General features: G+C 45.1%; 21 protein-coding genes. 20 read left to right on the top strand and 1 reads right to left on the bottom strand.

What is annotated here, in order from left to right; genetic code table 11:
• The first annotated feature begins 25 nt into the window (after positions 1 to 25).
• The 5 genes from mbl to mscL all read left to right on the top strand — a co-directional run bounded on the left by mbl (position 26) and on the right by mscL (position 4012).
• Positions 26 to 1027 (top strand): cell shape-determining protein Mbl, encoded by a 1002-nt coding sequence (mbl, locus tag M1E06_RS02355; RefSeq protein WP_003185909.1) that lies wholly within the window; start codon positions 26 to 28, stop codon positions 1025 to 1027.
• Positions 1028 to 1234: 207 nt separating this feature from the next.
• Positions 1235 to 2074 carry a flagellar hook-basal body protein gene (locus tag M1E06_RS02360; RefSeq protein ID WP_216904187.1) on the top strand — a complete coding sequence of 280 codons (840 nt, stop codon included), beginning with the start codon at positions 1235 to 1237 and terminating at the stop codon, positions 2072 to 2074.
• A 43-nt stretch (positions 2075 to 2117) separates the two neighbouring features.
• Complete coding sequence (locus M1E06_RS02365; RefSeq protein WP_020453208.1) at positions 2118 to 2945, top strand: flagellar hook-basal body protein; 828 nt, start codon at positions 2118 to 2120, stop codon at positions 2943 to 2945.
• Positions 2946 to 3127: 182 nt separating this feature from the next.
• Positions 3128 to 3562: a 3-hydroxyacyl-ACP dehydratase FabZ gene (gene fabZ / locus M1E06_RS02370; protein ID WP_003185902.1), complete on the top strand. Its 435-nt coding sequence runs from the start codon at positions 3128 to 3130 to the stop codon at positions 3560 to 3562.
• A gap of 69 nt (positions 3563 to 3631) precedes the next feature.
• Complete coding sequence (gene mscL, locus M1E06_RS02375) at positions 3632 to 4012, top strand: large conductance mechanosensitive channel protein MscL (protein ID WP_020453207.1); 381 nt, start codon at positions 3632 to 3634, stop codon at positions 4010 to 4012.
• 39 nt (positions 4013 to 4051) lie between these two features.
• On the opposite strand, the gene M1E06_RS02380 is transcribed toward mscL, so the two are convergent.
• Complete coding sequence (locus M1E06_RS02380; RefSeq protein ID WP_020453206.1) at positions 4052 to 4465, bottom strand: YwpF-like family protein; 414 nt, start codon at positions 4463 to 4465, stop codon at positions 4052 to 4054.
• A gap of 181 nt (positions 4466 to 4646) precedes the next feature.
• Here M1E06_RS02380 and M1E06_RS02385 point away from each other — a divergent pair, with 181 nt between their 5' ends.
• The 15 genes from M1E06_RS02385 to M1E06_RS02455 all read left to right on the top strand — a co-directional run bounded on the left by M1E06_RS02385 (position 4647) and on the right by M1E06_RS02455 (position 16246).
• Positions 4647 to 5018 (top strand): hypothetical protein, encoded by a 372-nt coding sequence (locus M1E06_RS02385; protein WP_020453205.1) that lies wholly within the window; start codon positions 4647 to 4649, stop codon positions 5016 to 5018.
• A gap of 104 nt (positions 5019 to 5122) precedes the next feature.
• Positions 5123 to 5470 (top strand): single-stranded DNA-binding protein, encoded by a 348-nt coding sequence (gene ssb / locus M1E06_RS02390; RefSeq protein WP_048350529.1) that lies wholly within the window; start codon positions 5123 to 5125, stop codon positions 5468 to 5470.
• A 222-nt stretch (positions 5471 to 5692) separates the two neighbouring features.
• Positions 5693 to 6655, top strand: coding sequence for a sugar-binding transcriptional regulator (locus M1E06_RS02395; protein WP_048350528.1), 963 nt, complete (start codon positions 5693 to 5695; stop codon positions 6653 to 6655).
• The gene (locus M1E06_RS02400) at positions 6652 to 7095 is read left to right on the top strand and encodes a transcriptional regulator GutM (protein WP_456270539.1); all 444 of its coding nucleotides are present in this window, start codon (positions 6652 to 6654) and stop codon (positions 7093 to 7095) included. Before M1E06_RS02395 ends, M1E06_RS02400 begins: the two co-directional genes overlap by 4 nt.
• A complete protein-coding gene (gene srlA, locus M1E06_RS02405) occupies positions 7092 to 7640 on the top strand; it encodes a PTS glucitol/sorbitol transporter subunit IIC (RefSeq protein ID WP_043925087.1) in 549 nt (182 codons plus the stop codon). The genes M1E06_RS02400 and srlA overlap by 4 nt, the downstream gene beginning before the upstream one ends.
• A 16-nt stretch (positions 7641 to 7656) precedes the next feature.
• Positions 7657 to 8664, top strand: a complete 1008-nt coding sequence (gene srlE / locus M1E06_RS02410; RefSeq protein ID WP_048350526.1) for a PTS glucitol/sorbitol transporter subunit IIB — start codon at positions 7657 to 7659, stop codon at positions 8662 to 8664.
• Between the two features lie 23 nt (positions 8665 to 8687).
• Positions 8688 to 9059: a PTS glucitol/sorbitol transporter subunit IIA gene (locus M1E06_RS02415; protein WP_048350525.1), complete on the top strand. Its 372-nt coding sequence runs from the start codon at positions 8688 to 8690 to the stop codon at positions 9057 to 9059.
• A 14-nt stretch (positions 9060 to 9073) separates the two neighbouring features.
• Positions 9074 to 9859 carry a sorbitol-6-phosphate dehydrogenase gene (gene srlD, locus M1E06_RS02420; RefSeq protein WP_048350524.1) on the top strand — a complete coding sequence of 262 codons (786 nt, stop codon included), beginning with the start codon at positions 9074 to 9076 and terminating at the stop codon, positions 9857 to 9859.
• 17 nt (positions 9860 to 9876) lie between these two features.
• On the top strand, positions 9877 to 10545 hold the full coding sequence (locus M1E06_RS02425; protein ID WP_230459153.1) for a transaldolase family protein: 669 nt from the start codon (positions 9877 to 9879) through the stop codon (positions 10543 to 10545).
• 226 nt (positions 10546 to 10771) lie between these two features.
• The gene (locus M1E06_RS02430) at positions 10772 to 11542 is read left to right on the top strand and encodes a DeoR/GlpR family DNA-binding transcription regulator (RefSeq protein ID WP_020453196.1); all 771 of its coding nucleotides are present in this window, start codon (positions 10772 to 10774) and stop codon (positions 11540 to 11542) included.
• Between the two features lie 15 nt (positions 11543 to 11557).
• Positions 11558 to 12436 (top strand): Cof-type HAD-IIB family hydrolase, encoded by an 879-nt coding sequence (locus tag M1E06_RS02435; protein WP_020453195.1) that lies wholly within the window; start codon positions 11558 to 11560, stop codon positions 12434 to 12436.
• 320 nt (positions 12437 to 12756) lie between these two features.
• Positions 12757 to 13746, top strand: coding sequence for a tetratricopeptide repeat protein (locus M1E06_RS02440; protein WP_020453194.1), 990 nt, complete (start codon positions 12757 to 12759; stop codon positions 13744 to 13746).
• A gap of 21 nt (positions 13747 to 13767) precedes the next feature.
• Entirely contained in the window at positions 13768 to 14433 is a 666-nt protein-coding gene (locus M1E06_RS02445) for a hypothetical protein (protein WP_020453193.1), read from the top strand.
• A gap of 11 nt (positions 14434 to 14444) precedes the next feature.
• Positions 14445 to 15392, top strand: coding sequence for an ATP-binding protein (locus M1E06_RS02450; protein ID WP_020453192.1), 948 nt, complete (start codon positions 14445 to 14447; stop codon positions 15390 to 15392).
• 50 nt (positions 15393 to 15442) lie between these two features.
• A complete protein-coding gene (locus M1E06_RS02455) occupies positions 15443 to 16246 on the top strand; it encodes a YwqG family protein (protein WP_020453191.1) in 804 nt (267 codons plus the stop codon).
• Positions 16247 to 16394: the final 148 nt, after the last annotated feature.

Below are 16394 nucleotides of genomic sequence, written 5' to 3' on the forward strand. Positions count from 1 at the left end.
CAGATTTCGAGGAGGATATAGATAGATGTTTGCAAGGGATATTGGTATTGACCTTGGTACAGCGAATGTGCTGATCCATGTCAAAGGAAAAGGTATTGTCTTAAATGAACCATCAGTCGTTGCTCTTGACAAAAACAATGGGAAAGTGCTCGCTGTCGGTGAAGAAGCAAGGAGAATGGTAGGACGTACACCTGGGAATATTGTTGCGATACGTCCATTAAAAGACGGCGTCATTGCCGATTTTGAAGTAACGGAAGCCATGCTGAAGCATTTCATTAACAAGCTGAATGTAAAAGGTCTTTTCTCAAAGCCACGCATGCTGATTTGCTGCCCTACAAATATTACTTCTGTGGAGCAGAAGGCTATCAGAGAAGCCGCCGAAAAAAGCGGCGGAAAGCATGTCTATTTGGAGGAAGAACCTAAGGTGGCCGCAATTGGAGCGGGAATGGATATTTTCCAGCCAAGCGGAAACATGGTAGTTGATATCGGCGGTGGAACGACAGATATCGCAGTCATCTCAATGGGCGATATTGTCACCGCCTCTTCTATTAAAATGGCTGGGGACAAGTTTGATCTTGAAATCTTGAATTACATCAAACGCGAGTACAAGCTGCTCATAGGCGAACGGACAGCCGAAGACATTAAGATTAAAGTCGCAACTGTTTTCCCAGACGCACGTCACGAGGAAATTTCCATCCGCGGCCGCGACATGGTCACAGGATTGCCGAGAACCATTACGGTAACGAGCAAAGAGGTGGAAGAAGCGCTGCGCGAATCTGTATCTGTCATTGTACAGGCTGCCAAGCAGGTGCTCGAAAGAACGCCGCCTGAGCTGTCGGCCGACATTATCGACAGAGGCGTTATCATTACAGGAGGCGGCGCATTGTTAAACGGTCTTGACCAGCTTCTTGCCGAAGAACTGAAAGTGCCGGTTCTCGTTGCCGAAAATCCGATGGATTGTGTGGCAGTCGGTACGGGTGTCATGCTTGATAACATGGACAAGCTTCCTAAGCGCAAACTGAGCTGATCAGAAGCCTCATTCTTTTTTAGAATGAGGTTTTTTATGTGAAATGCTTTAAAGGAACCGAATGGCTGCCGATAAAAAGAGTAGTATGTTTGAATACCATTATAGAACAAATGTTCTGTATTAGCAAATATAAATTGCAAGCCTTTCGCAAAAGAGGTTTTTTTCGATAGGAAACTCTGGAGCATGACACTTATTTGAGGTGAAATGATGTTAAAAGGACTTTATACAGCAACTTCAGCAATGATCACCCAGCAGCGCCGCACAGAGATGCTGACGAATAATATCTCGAACGCAAATACGCCGGGATATAAAGAAGACCAAGGGTCAATCCGTTCTTTCCCGGAAATGCTTTTGAGCCGGATTGAATCCGATTCTGTCAAGGCCGGCAGCGCTTCGCGTTCGTTTTCAACACAGACGCCGATCGGTTCTATCAATACAGGAGTTTACATGCAGGAACTGAAGCCTCAATTTTCTCAAGGCGATCTGCAAAGCACGAATGAGCCGACAGATATTGCAATCAGCGAAGCCGAAGTTCCGGTCAACGGGGAAACAAACGATAAAGCAGCACTTTTCTACGCGGTTCGGCTTGAAAATGGGGATGTACGCTATTCAAGAAGCAGCCGTTTTTCTTTAAATGAAAATAATCAATTGACAATAAACGGCCGACTCGTCCTTTCAACGGAAAACCGGCCGATTACGGTGGGAAGCGAGAATTTTCAAGTCGCTGAGGACGGAACGGTGACTGAAAACGGCCAAAACCTTGGAAGGATCGATGTCAGAATCGCGCTCGATACGAGAAATTTAGCAAGAGAAGGCGATGATCTGTATCGTACTGAAAACGGTGAGGCGCTGCCAAGCGCAGTCGGCAACCCCGAAGTCACTTATTCTGTCAAGCAGGGGATGACGGAACGGTCGAATGTCGACGTGACGAGAGCCTATACGGAAATGACAGCTGCCTACCGCTCGTTTGAAGCCAACCAAAAAGTTCTTCAAGCTTATGATAAAAGCATGGAAAAGGCGGCCAATGAGATTGGAAGGATCGGATAAATGACCGATCGCGATCAGCGTAAATGGAGGATGTGGAAAAACGATGCTAAGATCCATGATCACGGCTTCAAACACAATGTTTGAACTGCAAAAACAAATTGATAATATCAGCCATAATCTTGCAAATACCGATACAACGGGATATAAGGCGAAAAACACGAGCTTTTCGGAGCTGATCAGGCAGCAGATTGAACAGGTAAACGAGAAAAATAATGAAGTAGCGGCAAGCAGAAAGACGCCGCCCGGACTTCGGCTCGGCGTCGGAGCCGTCATGACCGACCGGCTGACACATAAACAGGGAAGCCTTAAGGAGACGGGCCGCGATCTTGATATCGCACTGACTTCTCCTTATCAGTACTTCCAGGTCAATGTCGACGGGGAAGTGCAATATACAAGAGACGGAGCATTTTACCTGACGCCTGCGGCTGGTAACGCCAACCAGATGCAGCTGGTGACGAAAGAAGGGCATGCCGTTCTTGACGAAAACGGAAATCCCATCAGCTTCAACCAGCGCTATAAACACATCAAAGTCGACGGTTCGGGAAGTGTCACCGTTTCGTCAGACAATCAGGGTGAAGCGCCATTGCGTTTTAACCTGGGAATCGTCCGGGCTGTCAAACCTCAGGCTCTTACGGAAGAAGGAAGCAATCTTTTTTCTGTCAGCGATGAATTGAGAGCAACGGCTCTAATCAATCTGAATGGAGCGGGGAGGCAGGACATTTCTCTAAAACAGGGATTCCTCGAATCATCAAATGTCGATGTATCGAAGGAAATGACCGATCTGATCTCTTCGCAGCGGTCTTATCAAATGAATTCCCGCGCCATCACGATGGGCGATCAAATGATGGGGCTGATCAATTCAGTACGTTAACACAGCAAAACAGGAGCCGGCCAAACGACGTTTGGTTCAGGCTCTTTTTATTTTCATTTTCAGCGTTGTCTCTCATCTTTTGTTGAAAAAGATTCCGTTTCATAATATACTTCCAGATGTACAGAATAAGGCACTGACATATCATTCTATACATATTTTTCGAAAAAGGAGATGTCAAGGCGATGCTTGATGCTCAGCAAATTAAAGAAATCATTCCCCACCGCTATCCCTTTCTGCTGGTAGACCGTGTGACAGAAGTAGAGGAAGGAAAACGGGCAGCGGGTTATAAAAATGTGACAGTAAATGAAGAATTCTTTAACGGACACTTTCCGGATTATCCGGTGATGCCTGGCGTTTTAATTGTTGAAGCGCTTGCGCAAGTGGGTGCCGTGGCGCTTTTGATGAAGGAAGAAAACCGCGGAAGGCTCGCGTTTTTTGCGGGAATTGACAGCTGCCGCTTCAAAAAGCAGGTCAAACCGGGCGATCAGCTCCATCTTGAGCTTGAAGTGCTTCGTTTCCGCGGTTCCATCGGCAAAGGAAAAGGAGTCGCGAAAGTGGACGGAGAAGTGGTGTGTGAAGCCGAATTGATGTTTTCTCTTGGCGAAAAACAGGAATAATGTAGCAAAATGGGTTTTCGTAAAAGCCCATTTTGTTTTTTTATCATAAAAGCGAAAAGGTGATCATTCATGTGGAAAGAATTTAAAAGCTTTGCGATTCGGGGAAATGTAATCGATCTTGCAATCGGGGTCATCATAGGAGGCGCCTTTGGAAAAATCGTGACTTCGCTTGTCAATGATTTAATGATGCCGCTCCTCGGTCTTCTGCTAGGAGGCCTGGATTTTTCAGCGCTCTCGTTCACATTTGTTGATGCCGAAATTAAATACGGGCTATTCATTCAGTCGATCGTCAATTTCTTTATTATTTCGTTTTCCATTTTTCTATTTATCCGTTATATCTCTAAGCTGAAGAAGAAGGATGCCGAAGAAGAAAAAGCTGCTCCTGATCCCCAGGAAGAATTGCTTAAGGAAATACGGGATTTGTTAAAAGAGCAGACGAAACGCTCTTAGAGCTATAGCGAAAAGGCTGTCCGGCGAAGACAGCCTTTTCTATATATTTTGTTTAAATGCTTCAAGAAGCCGGTCTCCAGAATATCCTTCTTTCATTAAATCTTCCAAAATCTTGTCGGAGCCTTTCCTCAGCTTTGAGCTGACCATTTTGCCGTCCAATAAGACGGAAACATGCTCGCCTAGTACCGTGATCTTTTTGACCTTCGCTAACAGCTGTGCGGGGCGGTTGCTTTTTTTCGTGATCGTTACATATGTTTTCACTTCTTTGCCTTCCTGAAGGAGGTATTCGAAAAAATACCGGTATTCTTTCGAAACCAGCCCCTCAACCATCCAGTGGTTTTCTCCGTCTTCTTTATTAATGATAAGGCCGTCGATCAGCGGGAACTCCTCGAGCCGCTTTGAAGTTTCATCCTGGCGGACAATTTTTAAATCAATAAGCCTAAAGGTTTTCACTAGTATCACCTCACAAGCTTCCATAGTTGTATAACCATTATAGCACATTCGCTTGGAAGAACTCTTGACCCTGGTTTGTTTATGCAATAGGAGCATATTCGTATTTTAAATTTTGCAAAAAGTATTTTATAATGCTTTATTTTTATTTATACTTTAGGTGATATTGAGCAGGAGGTGACTTATGAACCATTTTTACTTAAAAGAAGTATTTGTGATCGCAAGCAATCCAGCTGCTGACTGCCGTCAATATATGCCTATGATTTGCTTTTCAGCCGGGAACAAAAAGCACGAGATCAGCACGTATGCCAATGAAGGCATCGTGTTTCGCTATGAAACAAAAGACAGAATGGAAATATACGAATTTCAAGTAACGATTAAACAGAAAGAGTTGTCATTCCGTTTGTATGCTTGGGACGGGGGCTCATATGTCCGCGTATACTCAGAGCGGTGGCTGGCATCTCCTGTTTTTTTTCAGTTTCTGAAAAATACTTATTTCTCAAATAATAATGAGATGATTTTTTTAATTAATGGCAGAAAGAAACAAAAATTATGACGCGAACCCGGGTTTTTTCCGGGTTATTTTTCTTTTATGAGGATTTTGCTTAAATACCGATCTCTTATAAACTGGGGATACCCGAACAGGAAGGGAGGGACGAAATGTTTAATGAGATCATGCTGGTCGGGCGTTTGACAAAAGATCCCGAACTTCGGTACACATCTGACGGTGTCCCTGTTGCAAATGTGACGCTGGCTGTCAGCAGGCCTTTCAAAAATGCAGCAGGCGAAATTGAAGCGGACTTTGTCAATTGCACCCTGTGGCGCAAAACTGCCGTGAACACAGCCGAATATTGCGAAAAAGGCTCCATCATCGGGCTGAGCGGAAGAATCCAGACTCGCCAATACGTCAATTCAGAAGGCGAGCGCGTTTTTATTACAGAAGTTGTCGCCCGATCAGTCAGATTTTTGGGAGAAAGCCGAAAAGCCCATGAGCCGGCGGAAGCTTAAACCGTAAGATTCCTTCTATAAACGCCTTTCTTAAAAAAAATCAATCAATATCCCCTTTTTTATCCCCCTGTATGGCCGGTTTTAAATGACCGGTTTTTTTATTTTAGACAAAAAATAGACAAATTTAAATTGACGCCCAAAAATTCCGTATGTATAATGTAAGCGAATACAACAACAAATGATCAATGTTTGCACATATGTGCAAAAGTAAAGGGTGATCTTATGGAAATGAAGGATGATAAACGCCTTCTGATCAAAGTCTGCAAAATGTACTACGAAGAGGATATGACACAGAGCCAGATTGCAAACGCAACAGGGATATACAGAACAACCGTCGGACGCATGCTGAAAAAAGCGCGCGAGGAAGGAATCGTTAAAATCACGATCGATGATCATATCGGGACACACTATGATTTGGAACGGGAGCTCGAACAGCTGCTCGGGCTTAAAGAAGTTTACATATGCGACGCAAAACCGGAACAAACAGCTGAAGACAAGAAGAAACTCGTCGGCAAAGCCGGTGCCGAAATCTTAAAACGCGTCGTGAAAGACGGAGATACGGTAGGCTTCGCATGGGGGACGACGATGGCGGGAATGATCGGGGAGTTTCACGGCGTCAAAAAACGGAGCGCTTCATTTGTGCCGCTTGTCGGCGGTCCGGGCGCCATGGATACGAAATATCACGTGAACAGCATCGTGTACAGCATTGCGGGTGACTTTGGAGGCACGCCCTACTTTATAGACGCGGCAGCCGTTGTCGAAAAAAAAGAAACGAAAGAGGAAATCGTCAAGTCCCACTATTTCAAAAAAATAGAAAGTCTGTGGAACGGCCTTACCGTGGCAGCCGTCGGGATCGGAGCGCCGCTTAGTTCTTCAAATATGATCTGGACTGGATTTTACGGCGATCAGGATATCGAGCGCCTTGAAGAAAAACAGGCGGTCGGAGATATATGCTCGCGTTTCTTTGATCGGTCGGGAGCATTGGTAGAAACAGAGATTCATGACAGAACCATCGCGATAGACATCAACCGGTTAAGGAATTTGGAGTATTCCATCGGTCTTGCCGAATCCCATGAAAAAGTCCCTTCTATTATCGGGGCTGCAAAAGGCCGTTATATTAATATTTTGGTGACAACTGCCGAAACAGCCAGAGAAATTGCCGAGGAGGTAAGAAACCAATTATGATCATTTACTTTATCATCGCCCTTGGAGCTGCATGGCTTCTCCAAAGTATTTTTGGTTTTTTGCAAATCAGGCATTTCAATCGAACATTCGCCGCATACAGACGTATGGGAAGAGTCGCGGTCGGAAGGAAGACCGGATTATTCAGAGCCGGAACGGTCGTCCTGTTTGTCATTGACAAGCGCAATAAAATTTTGAAGGCGTCAAAAATGCAAGGTGTCACCGTCTTTTCAAGAATCAGGCCTTTAAAAGGGTTTGAAGGAAAGTATTTGCTGAAGATCGGACAAGCGGAGCTTGTCCGGCACGACCGCCTCACACGGCTCGCAATTGAAGATGCCTTGAAGACATTCGACATCATCACGAAAGGGGGTGATTTCCCGCAGAAGAAAACACGGCTTCAAAAACTGATGAGCTTTCAAATCAAAAAAAGAGGTGAATTATGAAAAACGTAACATGGCTTGCGGAAAAGTTTATGGACTTATTCAGACATGGCGGAGAAGTGTTTGTCAGTATGCTTACAGACATCGTTCCTTTATTGATTATGCTGCTTGTTGCCATGAATGCCCTGATACGCCTGATAGGAGAAAAGCGCGTCGAAGCGCTCGCGAGGAAGTCGGGAAAAAATCCATTAACGAGATACATGGTTTTGCCTGTCATTGGTACGTTCATGCTTGCAAATCCAATGACGCTGTCGCTTGGCAGGTTCTTGCCTGAAAAATACAAACCGAGCTATTATGCGGCTGCATCCTATTCCTGTCATACGCATAACGGACTTTTCCCGCACGTGAATCCGGGCGAGCTGTTTGTTTTCCTCGGGATTGCCGCAGGAATTACGACGCTGGGGCATGAAACGACAGAGCTCGCTCTCCGCTATCTTCTGGTCGGGATTGTGACAAACTTTCTCAGGGGCTGGGTAACGGATATGACAACGGCTTATGTCGCGAAACAGCAGGGCATTGCCTTAAAAGATTCGATTGATCTTAAATAAGAAAGGCGGTTTACAGATGAGTTCCTATCGTTCGGTTGAAGTTTTAAAAGGGCCGGGAGGGTTTGGCGGGCCTCTGGTGATCACGCCTGATGAAGAGAGAAATAAAATCGTGTACGTCACCGGCGGAAACAAACCCGATTTTGCGGATCATTTAGCTGAGCTGACGGGGTGCACACTGGTCGACGGCTTTAAAACGACAGTACCCGAAAGCGAAATGGCCGCTGTGATCATCGACTGCGGAGGGACGCTGCGCTGCGGACTTTATCCGCAAAAGCGAATTCCGACGATCAATGTGATGACGACCGGAAAAAGCGGGCCGCTTGCCGCCCATATTACAGAAGATATATATGTTTCCGGAGTAAAAAAAGAGAATATTAAACTGCTGGGAGCTGTGGAGGAGCCTGAACAGTCTAATATTCCAGAAGAAAAACAAATGCAAAATAAACAAAACCATTATAGCACAGAGAAAAAAATTAGTGAACAGCAGTCGCCGAAAGGGATGATGGCGACAATCGGGATGGCCATGGGATCGGTCGTCAGCACGTTTTATCAAGCGGGACGGGAAGCAATTGAAACCGTTATCAAAACAATTCTTCCGTTCATGGCTTTTGTGGCTCTGTTGATCGGCATCATTAAAGAGTCAGGCATCGGAGACATTTTTGCCAAATATTTATCACCATTTGCAGGGTCACTGCCCGGATTGCTATTAATCTCGCTTGTTTGTTCATTTCCGCTGCTTTCCCCGTTTCTTGGACCTGGGGCGGTGATTGCACAAGTTGTCGGTTCGCTGATCGGCGTCGAGATCGGCAAAGGAAACATTCCGCCGAATTTGGCGCTGCCGGCGTTATTTGCGATCAATTCGCAAGCAGCTGCCGACTTTGTTCCGGTCGGCCTGGGTCTTGCGGAAGCGGAAGTCGAAACGGTTGAAGTCGGGGTGCCGTCGGTACTGTATTCGCGTTTTTTGACGGGGGCGCCAACCGTTTTCATTGCTTGGCTGGCCAGCTTTGGCATGTATGACAGCTGAGGTTTTCTTAAGGAGGGAGAATTATGGTCATGCTGTATGAAACAAAAATAAACAGAATCGGAGCTCAAGCAACAGCATTTTCAGATGAAAAGATGCTTATATTATTCGGCGAAGGTGCTCCGGATGAATTGAAAGATTATTGTTTATCAATTGATATAAAGCCTGTAGAAGGCGACTTTAATGAAGGCGATGAGCTCATACTGGGCGGCGAGTCATACAAAATCACAGCCGTTGGCGGCGCCGTTCGGCAGAACCTGGCGAATCTCGGGCATATTACGCTGAAATTTGACGGATCAGCTTCGGCCGAGCTGCCGGGAACGCTGTACCTTGAACGAAAAGAACAACTGCCGGAGGTTTCAGCAGGAGACTGTATTCAAGTTAAAAGATTCTCATAAGGAGCGGGTGCAATATGGAGATAAATAAAGGAAAAGTGGCATTGATATGCGGCGGCGGCCAAAGTCTCGGAGAAGCGCTGTCCTACCGCATGGCAGAGGCGGGATATGACATCGCGGTCGCAGACATCAACGGCGAGAACGCCGAAAGGACGGCTGAACATGCAGCCGGTCAATACGGGGTCAAATCGCTGTGGATTCAAGCGGATTTTACAAAGGAAGCCGATGTGGAAAAAATGATCGGCAGGGTCACGGAGAAATTCAATAAAATCGATGTGATGGTGTACAGTGCGGGAATCGCCAAAAGCAATAAGATCACAGATTTTGAGCTTGAAGACTGGGAACGGACCATCGAAGTCAATTTGACCGGGTATTTTCTTTGCGCGAGGGAAACGTCAAAGGTCATGATTGAGCAGGGAAGCGGGTCAATCATTCAAATCAACTCCAAATCGGGAAAAGTCGGCAGCAAACATAATACAGCTTATTCAGCTTCCAAATTTGGAGGCGTCGGTCTCACTCAAAGCCTTGCGCTTGATCTTGCCGAACACAACATTCGCGTGAACAGCATTATGCCGGGGAATTTGTTAAAATCGACGATGTTCCAAAGCTTGATCCCGCAATACGCGAAAAAGCTCGGCATTCCAGAGAGCGAAGTAGAGCGCGTGTACACCGAAAAAGTGCCGCTCGGACGGGGCTGTACGTATGATGACATCGCCAATGCCATCCTATTTTACGCTTCTGACCAGGCATCCTATATGACGGGTCAATCGATCAATGTAACCGGAGGGCAGGTCATGCATTAAAATACGAGGGGGAAGCGATGATGAACATGCTGATTGATTCAGCGCATATACCGGAGATTGAAAGATTGCTGGATTTATTTCCCGCTGGCGGCGTCACGACAAACCCGGCGCTGATTGCAAGGGAAAAGCAGCCCTTTAAACAGCAGATTCAAGATATTCGGCGGCTCCTTCCCGAGCATCTGCCTCTCCATGCCCAAGTGATCGCCGACCATTGGCGGGATATGGCCGATCAGGCGAAGGCGCTCTATAACTGGCTTGATGGAAACGTGTCGGTGAAAATTCCGGTGACGGCTCAAGGACTTTACGCGATCAGAGAGCTCGCGGCTGAAAATATCCAGACCACAGGGACAACGGTTTATACCGCTGCACAGGCTGTTTTGGCCGCAAAAGCCGGCGCCTCCTATGTCGCGCCGTATGTCAATCGTATTGATCAAGAGTATGGTAATGGGGCGGGCGTTGTCAAAACGATTGTCGGCTTATTTAACACATACCGTTTAAATTGCAAAGTGCTTGCGGCAAGCTTTAAACATAACCGTCAAATTCTTGCCGTCATGGAAGCGGGGAGCCATGAGGCGACAATCAGCCCTGAGCTTTTAAGCCATTTGGCTGATCATCCGGCTGCAGACCGTGATATCCATGCGTTTCGTGAAATTTGGCACTCTCAATATGGAACATTTTCATTTTAGCATGCGAGCCTGAGGACCGGGAAACCGGCCTCAGGCTTTATTTTTGCTTATCATTACTTATGTGTTCTTGATTTGTTCTGTGTAATCGCTTATCATTACTTATGTGTTCTTGATTTGTTCTGTGTAATCGCTTATCATTACTTATGTGTTCTTGATTTCTTCTGCGCAATCGCTTATAATCACTTATAAATAATGAATTTTACTTGTGTAAAGAAGGAATGATCGAGTGTATCAAGAGGAAAGGTTAATTTCCATCATTGACTATTTAAAAGAGCATAAACGGATTTCCGTTGAACAAATATGTTCTTTATTCGGAGTTTCAAGAGATACGGCAAGGCGGGATCTGGTCAAATTGCAGGAGCAAGGCGCTATTATCAGAACAAGGGGAGGGGCGATTCTGCCTACCGTTCATGATGAGGTCAAAGACTATTCTGGCAGGCTGGGCATGGTTTCCGAAGAGAAAAGCATGATCGGAAAAGCAGCCGCTTCTTTAATCAGAGAAGGCGACCGTATGATTTTGGACGCTTCCACGACAGTCCAATCATGCGCCGAGCATTTGCCGGATGTCAATTGCACGATCATCACCAATTCGATTAACCTTGCGGAGGTTCTTTCCTCAAGAAAAGGTGCTGATATCCACCTGCTTGGAGGTAAGCTTCAAAAAGAGCATCGCTTTTTGTACGGCGCCTCCGTCATTGAAAAGCTGTCATGCTATCATGTTGATAAAGCGCTGATCGGCGTGGTGGGGATTTCCGAACACGGGCTTACAATCGCCCATGAGGAGGATGGAATGGTGAAACGGAAAATTATTTCTCAAGCGAAACAAGTCATAGCGCTTGCCGACCATTCGAAAATCGGGAGAACGGATTTTTACCGGTATGCTGAACTCAGTGACATCGACCTTCTCATTACAGACCGGCTGCCGCCGAAACCGTTTCAGAAACTGCTTGATGAACATGATGTCGAGCTGCTCGTGGCTGAACATCACGATACTTAAGGGGGAAAACAGCAGATGAAAATGATTGCGGTCGATTTAGACGGGACGTTGTTAAACAGTGAAAGCAAGATTTCAAAAGAAAACATCGATGCGATTAAAAAAGCGCGGGAACACGGGATTGAAGTAGTAGTTGCCACGGGGAGAGCATCCTTCGATGTTCAAACGATTTTTGAGCCGACAGGTATTAAAACATGGATTATCAGTGCCAACGGAGCGGTGATTCATGATCCTGAAGGGCGCCTTTACCACTCGGTGCCGCTTGACCGGAAACGGGCGGAAGGAATTCTTCAATGGCTTGAAGAAAAGAATTACTATTATGAGGTATTCAGCGATGAAGCGATCTTCACGCCGCAAAACGGCCGCGAGCTGCTTGACATTGAGCTGGACCGCTTGAAAAGCGCAAATCCCGGGGCCGATCTTTCAAGGCTGGAACTCGCGGCTGAACAGCAGCTCAGCCAAAACGGATATGCGTACATCAGCTCCTATACCGACCTGTTTTTAGCGGGAAAAGATGTCAATGTATATAACATATTAGCTTTTTCTTTTCATAAAGAAAAACTGGAAACAGGCTGGCAGCGATTTAAAGATGCGCAAGATATTACGCTTGTCACTTCAGCCGAGCATAACTTTGAAATTGAGCATCTTCAGGCGTCAAAAGGGCTGGCGTTGGAAAAGCTTTCACGCAAGCTCGGCATTACCCTTCAGGAAACAGCTGCCGTCGGAGACAGCCTCAATGATTTTTCGATGCTGAAGATCGCGGGGAAAAGCTTTGCCATGGGCAATGCGCGCGGAGACATTAAAGAGATGGCTGATGAGGTGACGCTCACTAATGATGAAAATGGCGTTGCTCACATCCTGCATCAGCTGATTGAACAGCAAGTCAAACCGGTTTAATTCGTACATCCTTTCAAATCGGCGTGATGCCGGTACACGGCAGCGTAACGATTGAAGGAGTGCGGTTAAGCAGCGGATGTTATTGGTCCGCGGGCCGCCGACATTGTCGGCGGCCTTTATTTATTTTAACGCTGACTCGTGAACTATGAGGTATATTTTCGTTACTTTTTATTCATTGTTTGATATGGTGATGTTTGTTACTATTTAACTATTATTTCAAATTCCAAGAATGGAAGGTGACTTTATCATTAGTTTAAATCCTCGAATTTAGAAAAAGATACTAGAACTCATTGAAAAAGAGTAAATAACAGGTGATCGATTTGGATAATCAAATGAGCATAATGTATGAGAAAGCAGAGCAGCTTTCAAAGTGGGGGAAAACAAAGGAAGCCTTGAAGGAAGCAGAGCAGTTTTTATCCAATTACCCCGACTCACACGAAGGCTATCAATTGCTTTCAAATATATATTTTAATGCGAAAGAATATGAAAAAGCGGTACAGTTTGCAAAAGAGGCTTTAAATTTAGATCCGATGAACTTTGAAGTTTTGGCTGTCTTGACTCTTGCATACTATGAATTGGGAATGTACGAAGAGCATGAGGAAATAAATGAATTAATGATTTCTGAGTACCCTGATTATCACTACACTTATGCAATGCACGCTCAATTTCTTTTCCATGATAAAAATGAGTATGAAAAATCGCGTTTTTATATAGAAAAGGCAGTGGAATTAGAACCTGACGATCCATTTTCTCTTGTCGTATACAGTGAAATTTTGGCGGTATTTTTTGAGGATGGATTATCAAGGGCGTGTTCAGACAGAGCGCTTGCCCAAAATGCCGATGATGCCATGATCACGGGAATGGCCGCTTCTGCGGCGCATAGAAGAGGAGATTATGCACAAGCCTTGACTTTAAACAAAACAGCTCTACAAATCAATCCGAACAATCCAGGGATTGTACCCAATTTAGCGTTATACAACATGTGTAATTTTTGGTTTATGAAATACCCGTTGAAAGTCAGGCGCTTCCATGAGAAGCTGCGTGTTAAAAAACCGGTGTTGTTTTGGCCGCTTCTAGTCATTGTGACATTGGTCTTCAAGTGGCTGATGATTCCATACCTGTTTCTCGTCTACAGTACACCTTATATGATGAACGGGCTGGCGGGAGCCCTCATGCAGCGAAAATTGCCCGAACAGATGCGAGGTAGTTCGGTCCTCACATTTTTGGGGTACACACCGATTTGGATCCTTTTTGTATTGCTGATCATTGTGATAGGGATCATATCATTCTTATACAGATTGATATTTTAAATGAATGAAAGAGTGGAAATAATGGAAATACATAAAGATAAACCGGGAACTCTATTTTTTGTTTTTTTCGGACTGCTCAGTTTTGTCGGCACGATGTCTTTGTATGACCGATTTGGGAATCTTCAAATGAAAATGCTGGCGGCTTCCGACAACTTGCTTTTTTGCTCTGATGTAAGCATATTTTACAGCCTGCTGCTGACCTTGATTTGTATACCTTACACCGTTAGAAAAGTGATAACTTCCAAAGGCTATCAGGGGCGCTTGCAGCTTCCTTTATCCTTGATTCTTCTAGTGGTAGGGCTGACGCTGCTATGCAATGCTTTTTTTCAATATCAAAATATCGGGAAAAACAGCATTGTCATGAGAGAAGGGCTAATTTCCAGCACCAAACATTACGATATGGAAGATGTCACTTCTGTCCATGCCTATTATCAAAAAGGGTTAAAAGGCGCACTTTACCTGAAGTATGATCTGACGTTAAATGACGGAAAAAAAATCGATGCCGCCTTGTCCGACGAGTTTTACAATAAAGCTGACGAACTTGATCAGCTCCTGCAGCGGAAAGGAATACATATTGAAAGAAGCGGAATCAAAAAGAAAGATCAGGCCCAGCTGGAAAAACATGCGGGTTCCAAGGCGAACTATAAAGTGATGAAAAGGATCTTAACCGGTACAAATCATAGATAGGAAGGATAAATATGAAGAGGGATGACACGGAAAAACGCGCAAAGGTGAAAGTCATTCAGTTTGATCAACATCAACATGCTTTAACCGAATTAGAACAACACTGTGAAACTTTTGCTGATGTCGGCGGATTAGAAGACATTAAAAAGAAAATCAACATGGACTTTATTTTGCCTTTGCAAAATCCTGAGTATTTTAAAGCGTTTGGAAAAGCGACGGGGGGAAGTCTTCTTCTGTTTGGCCCGCCGGGATGCGGAAAAACATTTATCGCGAAAGCGATTGCCGGCGAGATCAAAGCAAACTTTATACACTTGGAGCTTCAAGCGATATTGTCCATGTATGTTGGGCAGAGTGAACATAATCTGCATGATATTTTTGAAAAAGCGCGTGATAACAGTCCTTGCGTTCTTTTTATTGATGAGCTTGATTCGATCGGGGGGAATCGGCAGGGAATGAGCCAGCATCATGACAGGGTGCTGGTCAATCAGTTGCTGATAGAATTAGATGGTTTAGGGTCGTTTAATGACGGTGTGTATGTGATCGGTGCAACGAATACACCGTGGTATTTAGATTCTGCCTTACGCCGTCCCGGCAGATTGAATAAGATGGTATTTATGCCGCCTCCATCTGAAGAAGAACGTGTCGACATTTTAAATTTAAAGCTGTCCGGCAAGCCGAATGATCAGATTGATGTACTGAAAATTGCCAAAAAGACTTGCCATTTTTCGGGGGCTGATTTAGAACAATTGGTCAGCGATGCTTTAGATCAGGCGATCGAACGGTCGCTTCAGCAAGGAAAGCTGTCGCCTGTCCAACAGACAGATCTTGAAAGCAGCCTTCAAGGGAGAGTGCCTTCAACGCTTGAATGGTTTTCAACAGCGAAAAACTATGCCATGTTTAGTGATGCGAATAAAGAATATCAATCCGTTCTTGATTATATGAAGAGAAATAAGCTCAAATAGGTAACCTCCGCATTTTAAAGAGTCACCCGGTCAAAAGGAGAATGATAAGTATGAAAAAGCCGTTTCAATTACCCGAAAAAATGGCCCGATACCGCGGGCAATTTGAACAATCAGTGCGGGATTTTTTGAAGCTGGACGCGAGAAAAGGAAAAACAGGCCGGTATGAAAGCAAACTGGCCGGCGATCCTTATTTTCCAAAGTCTGAAAAGTATCCTGTCGATTCACAGGGAAAGCCGATGAAACTGCTTGCGCAAATTAATTTTTCAGACATGCCCCGTCTTGAGAATTTCCCGGAATCCGGTATTCTGCTTTTTTTTATCTCTGTCAGTGATGATGTTTACGGATTGAATTTTGATGATCCATGTGAACAGTCGAGTTTTTGCATCAAGTATTTTGAGAATGTCATCGAAAATGAAGACGAGCTTGTCGACGATTTTTCGTTTGTAAAGCTTGAGGATGAGCTGGCCTTTCCGATTGGATGCGAAGCCTCACTCACACCTGACATAGGGTCTGAACTTGTCTCTGTGTCCGACTTTCAATTTGAGCGATACGCGGGAACGGATGCTTGGACATTCTTTGAGCAATTCGGCGATCAAGAGGAAACGGTGTTCGAAGAATACCATGAAATGTACGGCGGCTTCTCCCATAAAATCGGGGGCTACGCAGCCTTCACGCAATATGATCCGCGGGAAGGCGATTATCCGGATCATACCGTTCTGCTATTGCAAATTGATTCTGATGAGAACATTGACGCGATGTGGGGAGATGTCGGGATTGCCAATTTTTTTATAAGGCCTGATGATTTAAAGAATAAGGACTTTTCAAACGTATTGTATAATTGGGACTGTCATTAACACAAAAAACAGCTGTCTATTTCAGACAGCTGTTCAGCGTGTCGACAAACCCTCGCATTCGTTGTCGGGCCTGCGCGTCGGTGCTCACGAATTCCAACATTCGCTCCGCTCCGATGCTCGGCCTTCCTAGACTGCAAGGGTTTTCAAT

It is taken from the genome of Bacillus sp. AK124 (assembly GCF_053903085.1).

Excerpts from the sequence above, each read along its gene's own strand:
- mscL (WP_020453207.1), top strand. The coding sequence starts at position 3,632 with ATGTGGAAAGAATTTAAAAGCTTTGCGATTCGGGGAAATGTAATCGAT.
- M1E06_RS02395 (WP_048350528.1), top strand. The coding sequence starts at position 5,693 with ATGGAAATGAAGGATGATAAACGCCTTCTGATCAAAGTCTGCAAAATG.
- M1E06_RS02455 (WP_020453191.1), top strand. The coding sequence starts at position 15,443 with ATGAAAAAGCCGTTTCAATTACCCGAAAAAATGGCCCGATACCGCGGG.
- srlD (WP_048350524.1), top strand. The coding sequence starts at position 9,074 with ATGGAGATAAATAAAGGAAAAGTGGCATTGATATGCGGCGGCGGCCAA.
- ssb (WP_048350529.1), top strand. The coding sequence starts at position 5,123 with ATGTTTAATGAGATCATGCTGGTCGGGCGTTTGACAAAAGATCCCGAA.
- M1E06_RS02415 (WP_048350525.1), top strand. The coding sequence starts at position 8,688 with ATGGTCATGCTGTATGAAACAAAAATAAACAGAATCGGAGCTCAAGCA.
- M1E06_RS02435 (WP_020453195.1), top strand. The coding sequence starts at position 11,558 with ATGAAAATGATTGCGGTCGATTTAGACGGGACGTTGTTAAACAGTGAA.
- M1E06_RS02365 (WP_020453208.1), top strand. The coding sequence starts at position 2,118 with ATGCTAAGATCCATGATCACGGCTTCAAACACAATGTTTGAACTGCAA.
- M1E06_RS02400 (WP_456270539.1), top strand. The coding sequence starts at position 6,652 with ATGATCATTTACTTTATCATCGCCCTTGGAGCTGCATGGCTTCTCCAA.
- M1E06_RS02425 (WP_230459153.1), top strand. The coding sequence starts at position 9,877 with ATGATGAACATGCTGATTGATTCAGCGCATATACCGGAGATTGAAAGA.
- srlA (WP_043925087.1), top strand. The coding sequence starts at position 7,092 with ATGAAAAACGTAACATGGCTTGCGGAAAAGTTTATGGACTTATTCAGA.
- M1E06_RS02360 (WP_216904187.1), top strand. The coding sequence starts at position 1,235 with ATGTTAAAAGGACTTTATACAGCAACTTCAGCAATGATCACCCAGCAG.
- fabZ (WP_003185902.1), top strand. The coding sequence starts at position 3,128 with ATGCTTGATGCTCAGCAAATTAAAGAAATCATTCCCCACCGCTATCCC.
- M1E06_RS02445 (WP_020453193.1), top strand. The coding sequence starts at position 13,768 with ATGGAAATACATAAAGATAAACCGGGAACTCTATTTTTTGTTTTTTTC.
- srlE (WP_048350526.1), top strand. The coding sequence starts at position 7,657 with ATGAGTTCCTATCGTTCGGTTGAAGTTTTAAAAGGGCCGGGAGGGTTT.
- mbl (WP_003185909.1), top strand. The coding sequence starts at position 26 with ATGTTTGCAAGGGATATTGGTATTGACCTTGGTACAGCGAATGTGCTG.
- M1E06_RS02385 (WP_020453205.1), top strand. The coding sequence starts at position 4,647 with ATGAACCATTTTTACTTAAAAGAAGTATTTGTGATCGCAAGCAATCCA.
- M1E06_RS02450 (WP_020453192.1), top strand. The coding sequence starts at position 14,445 with ATGAAGAGGGATGACACGGAAAAACGCGCAAAGGTGAAAGTCATTCAG.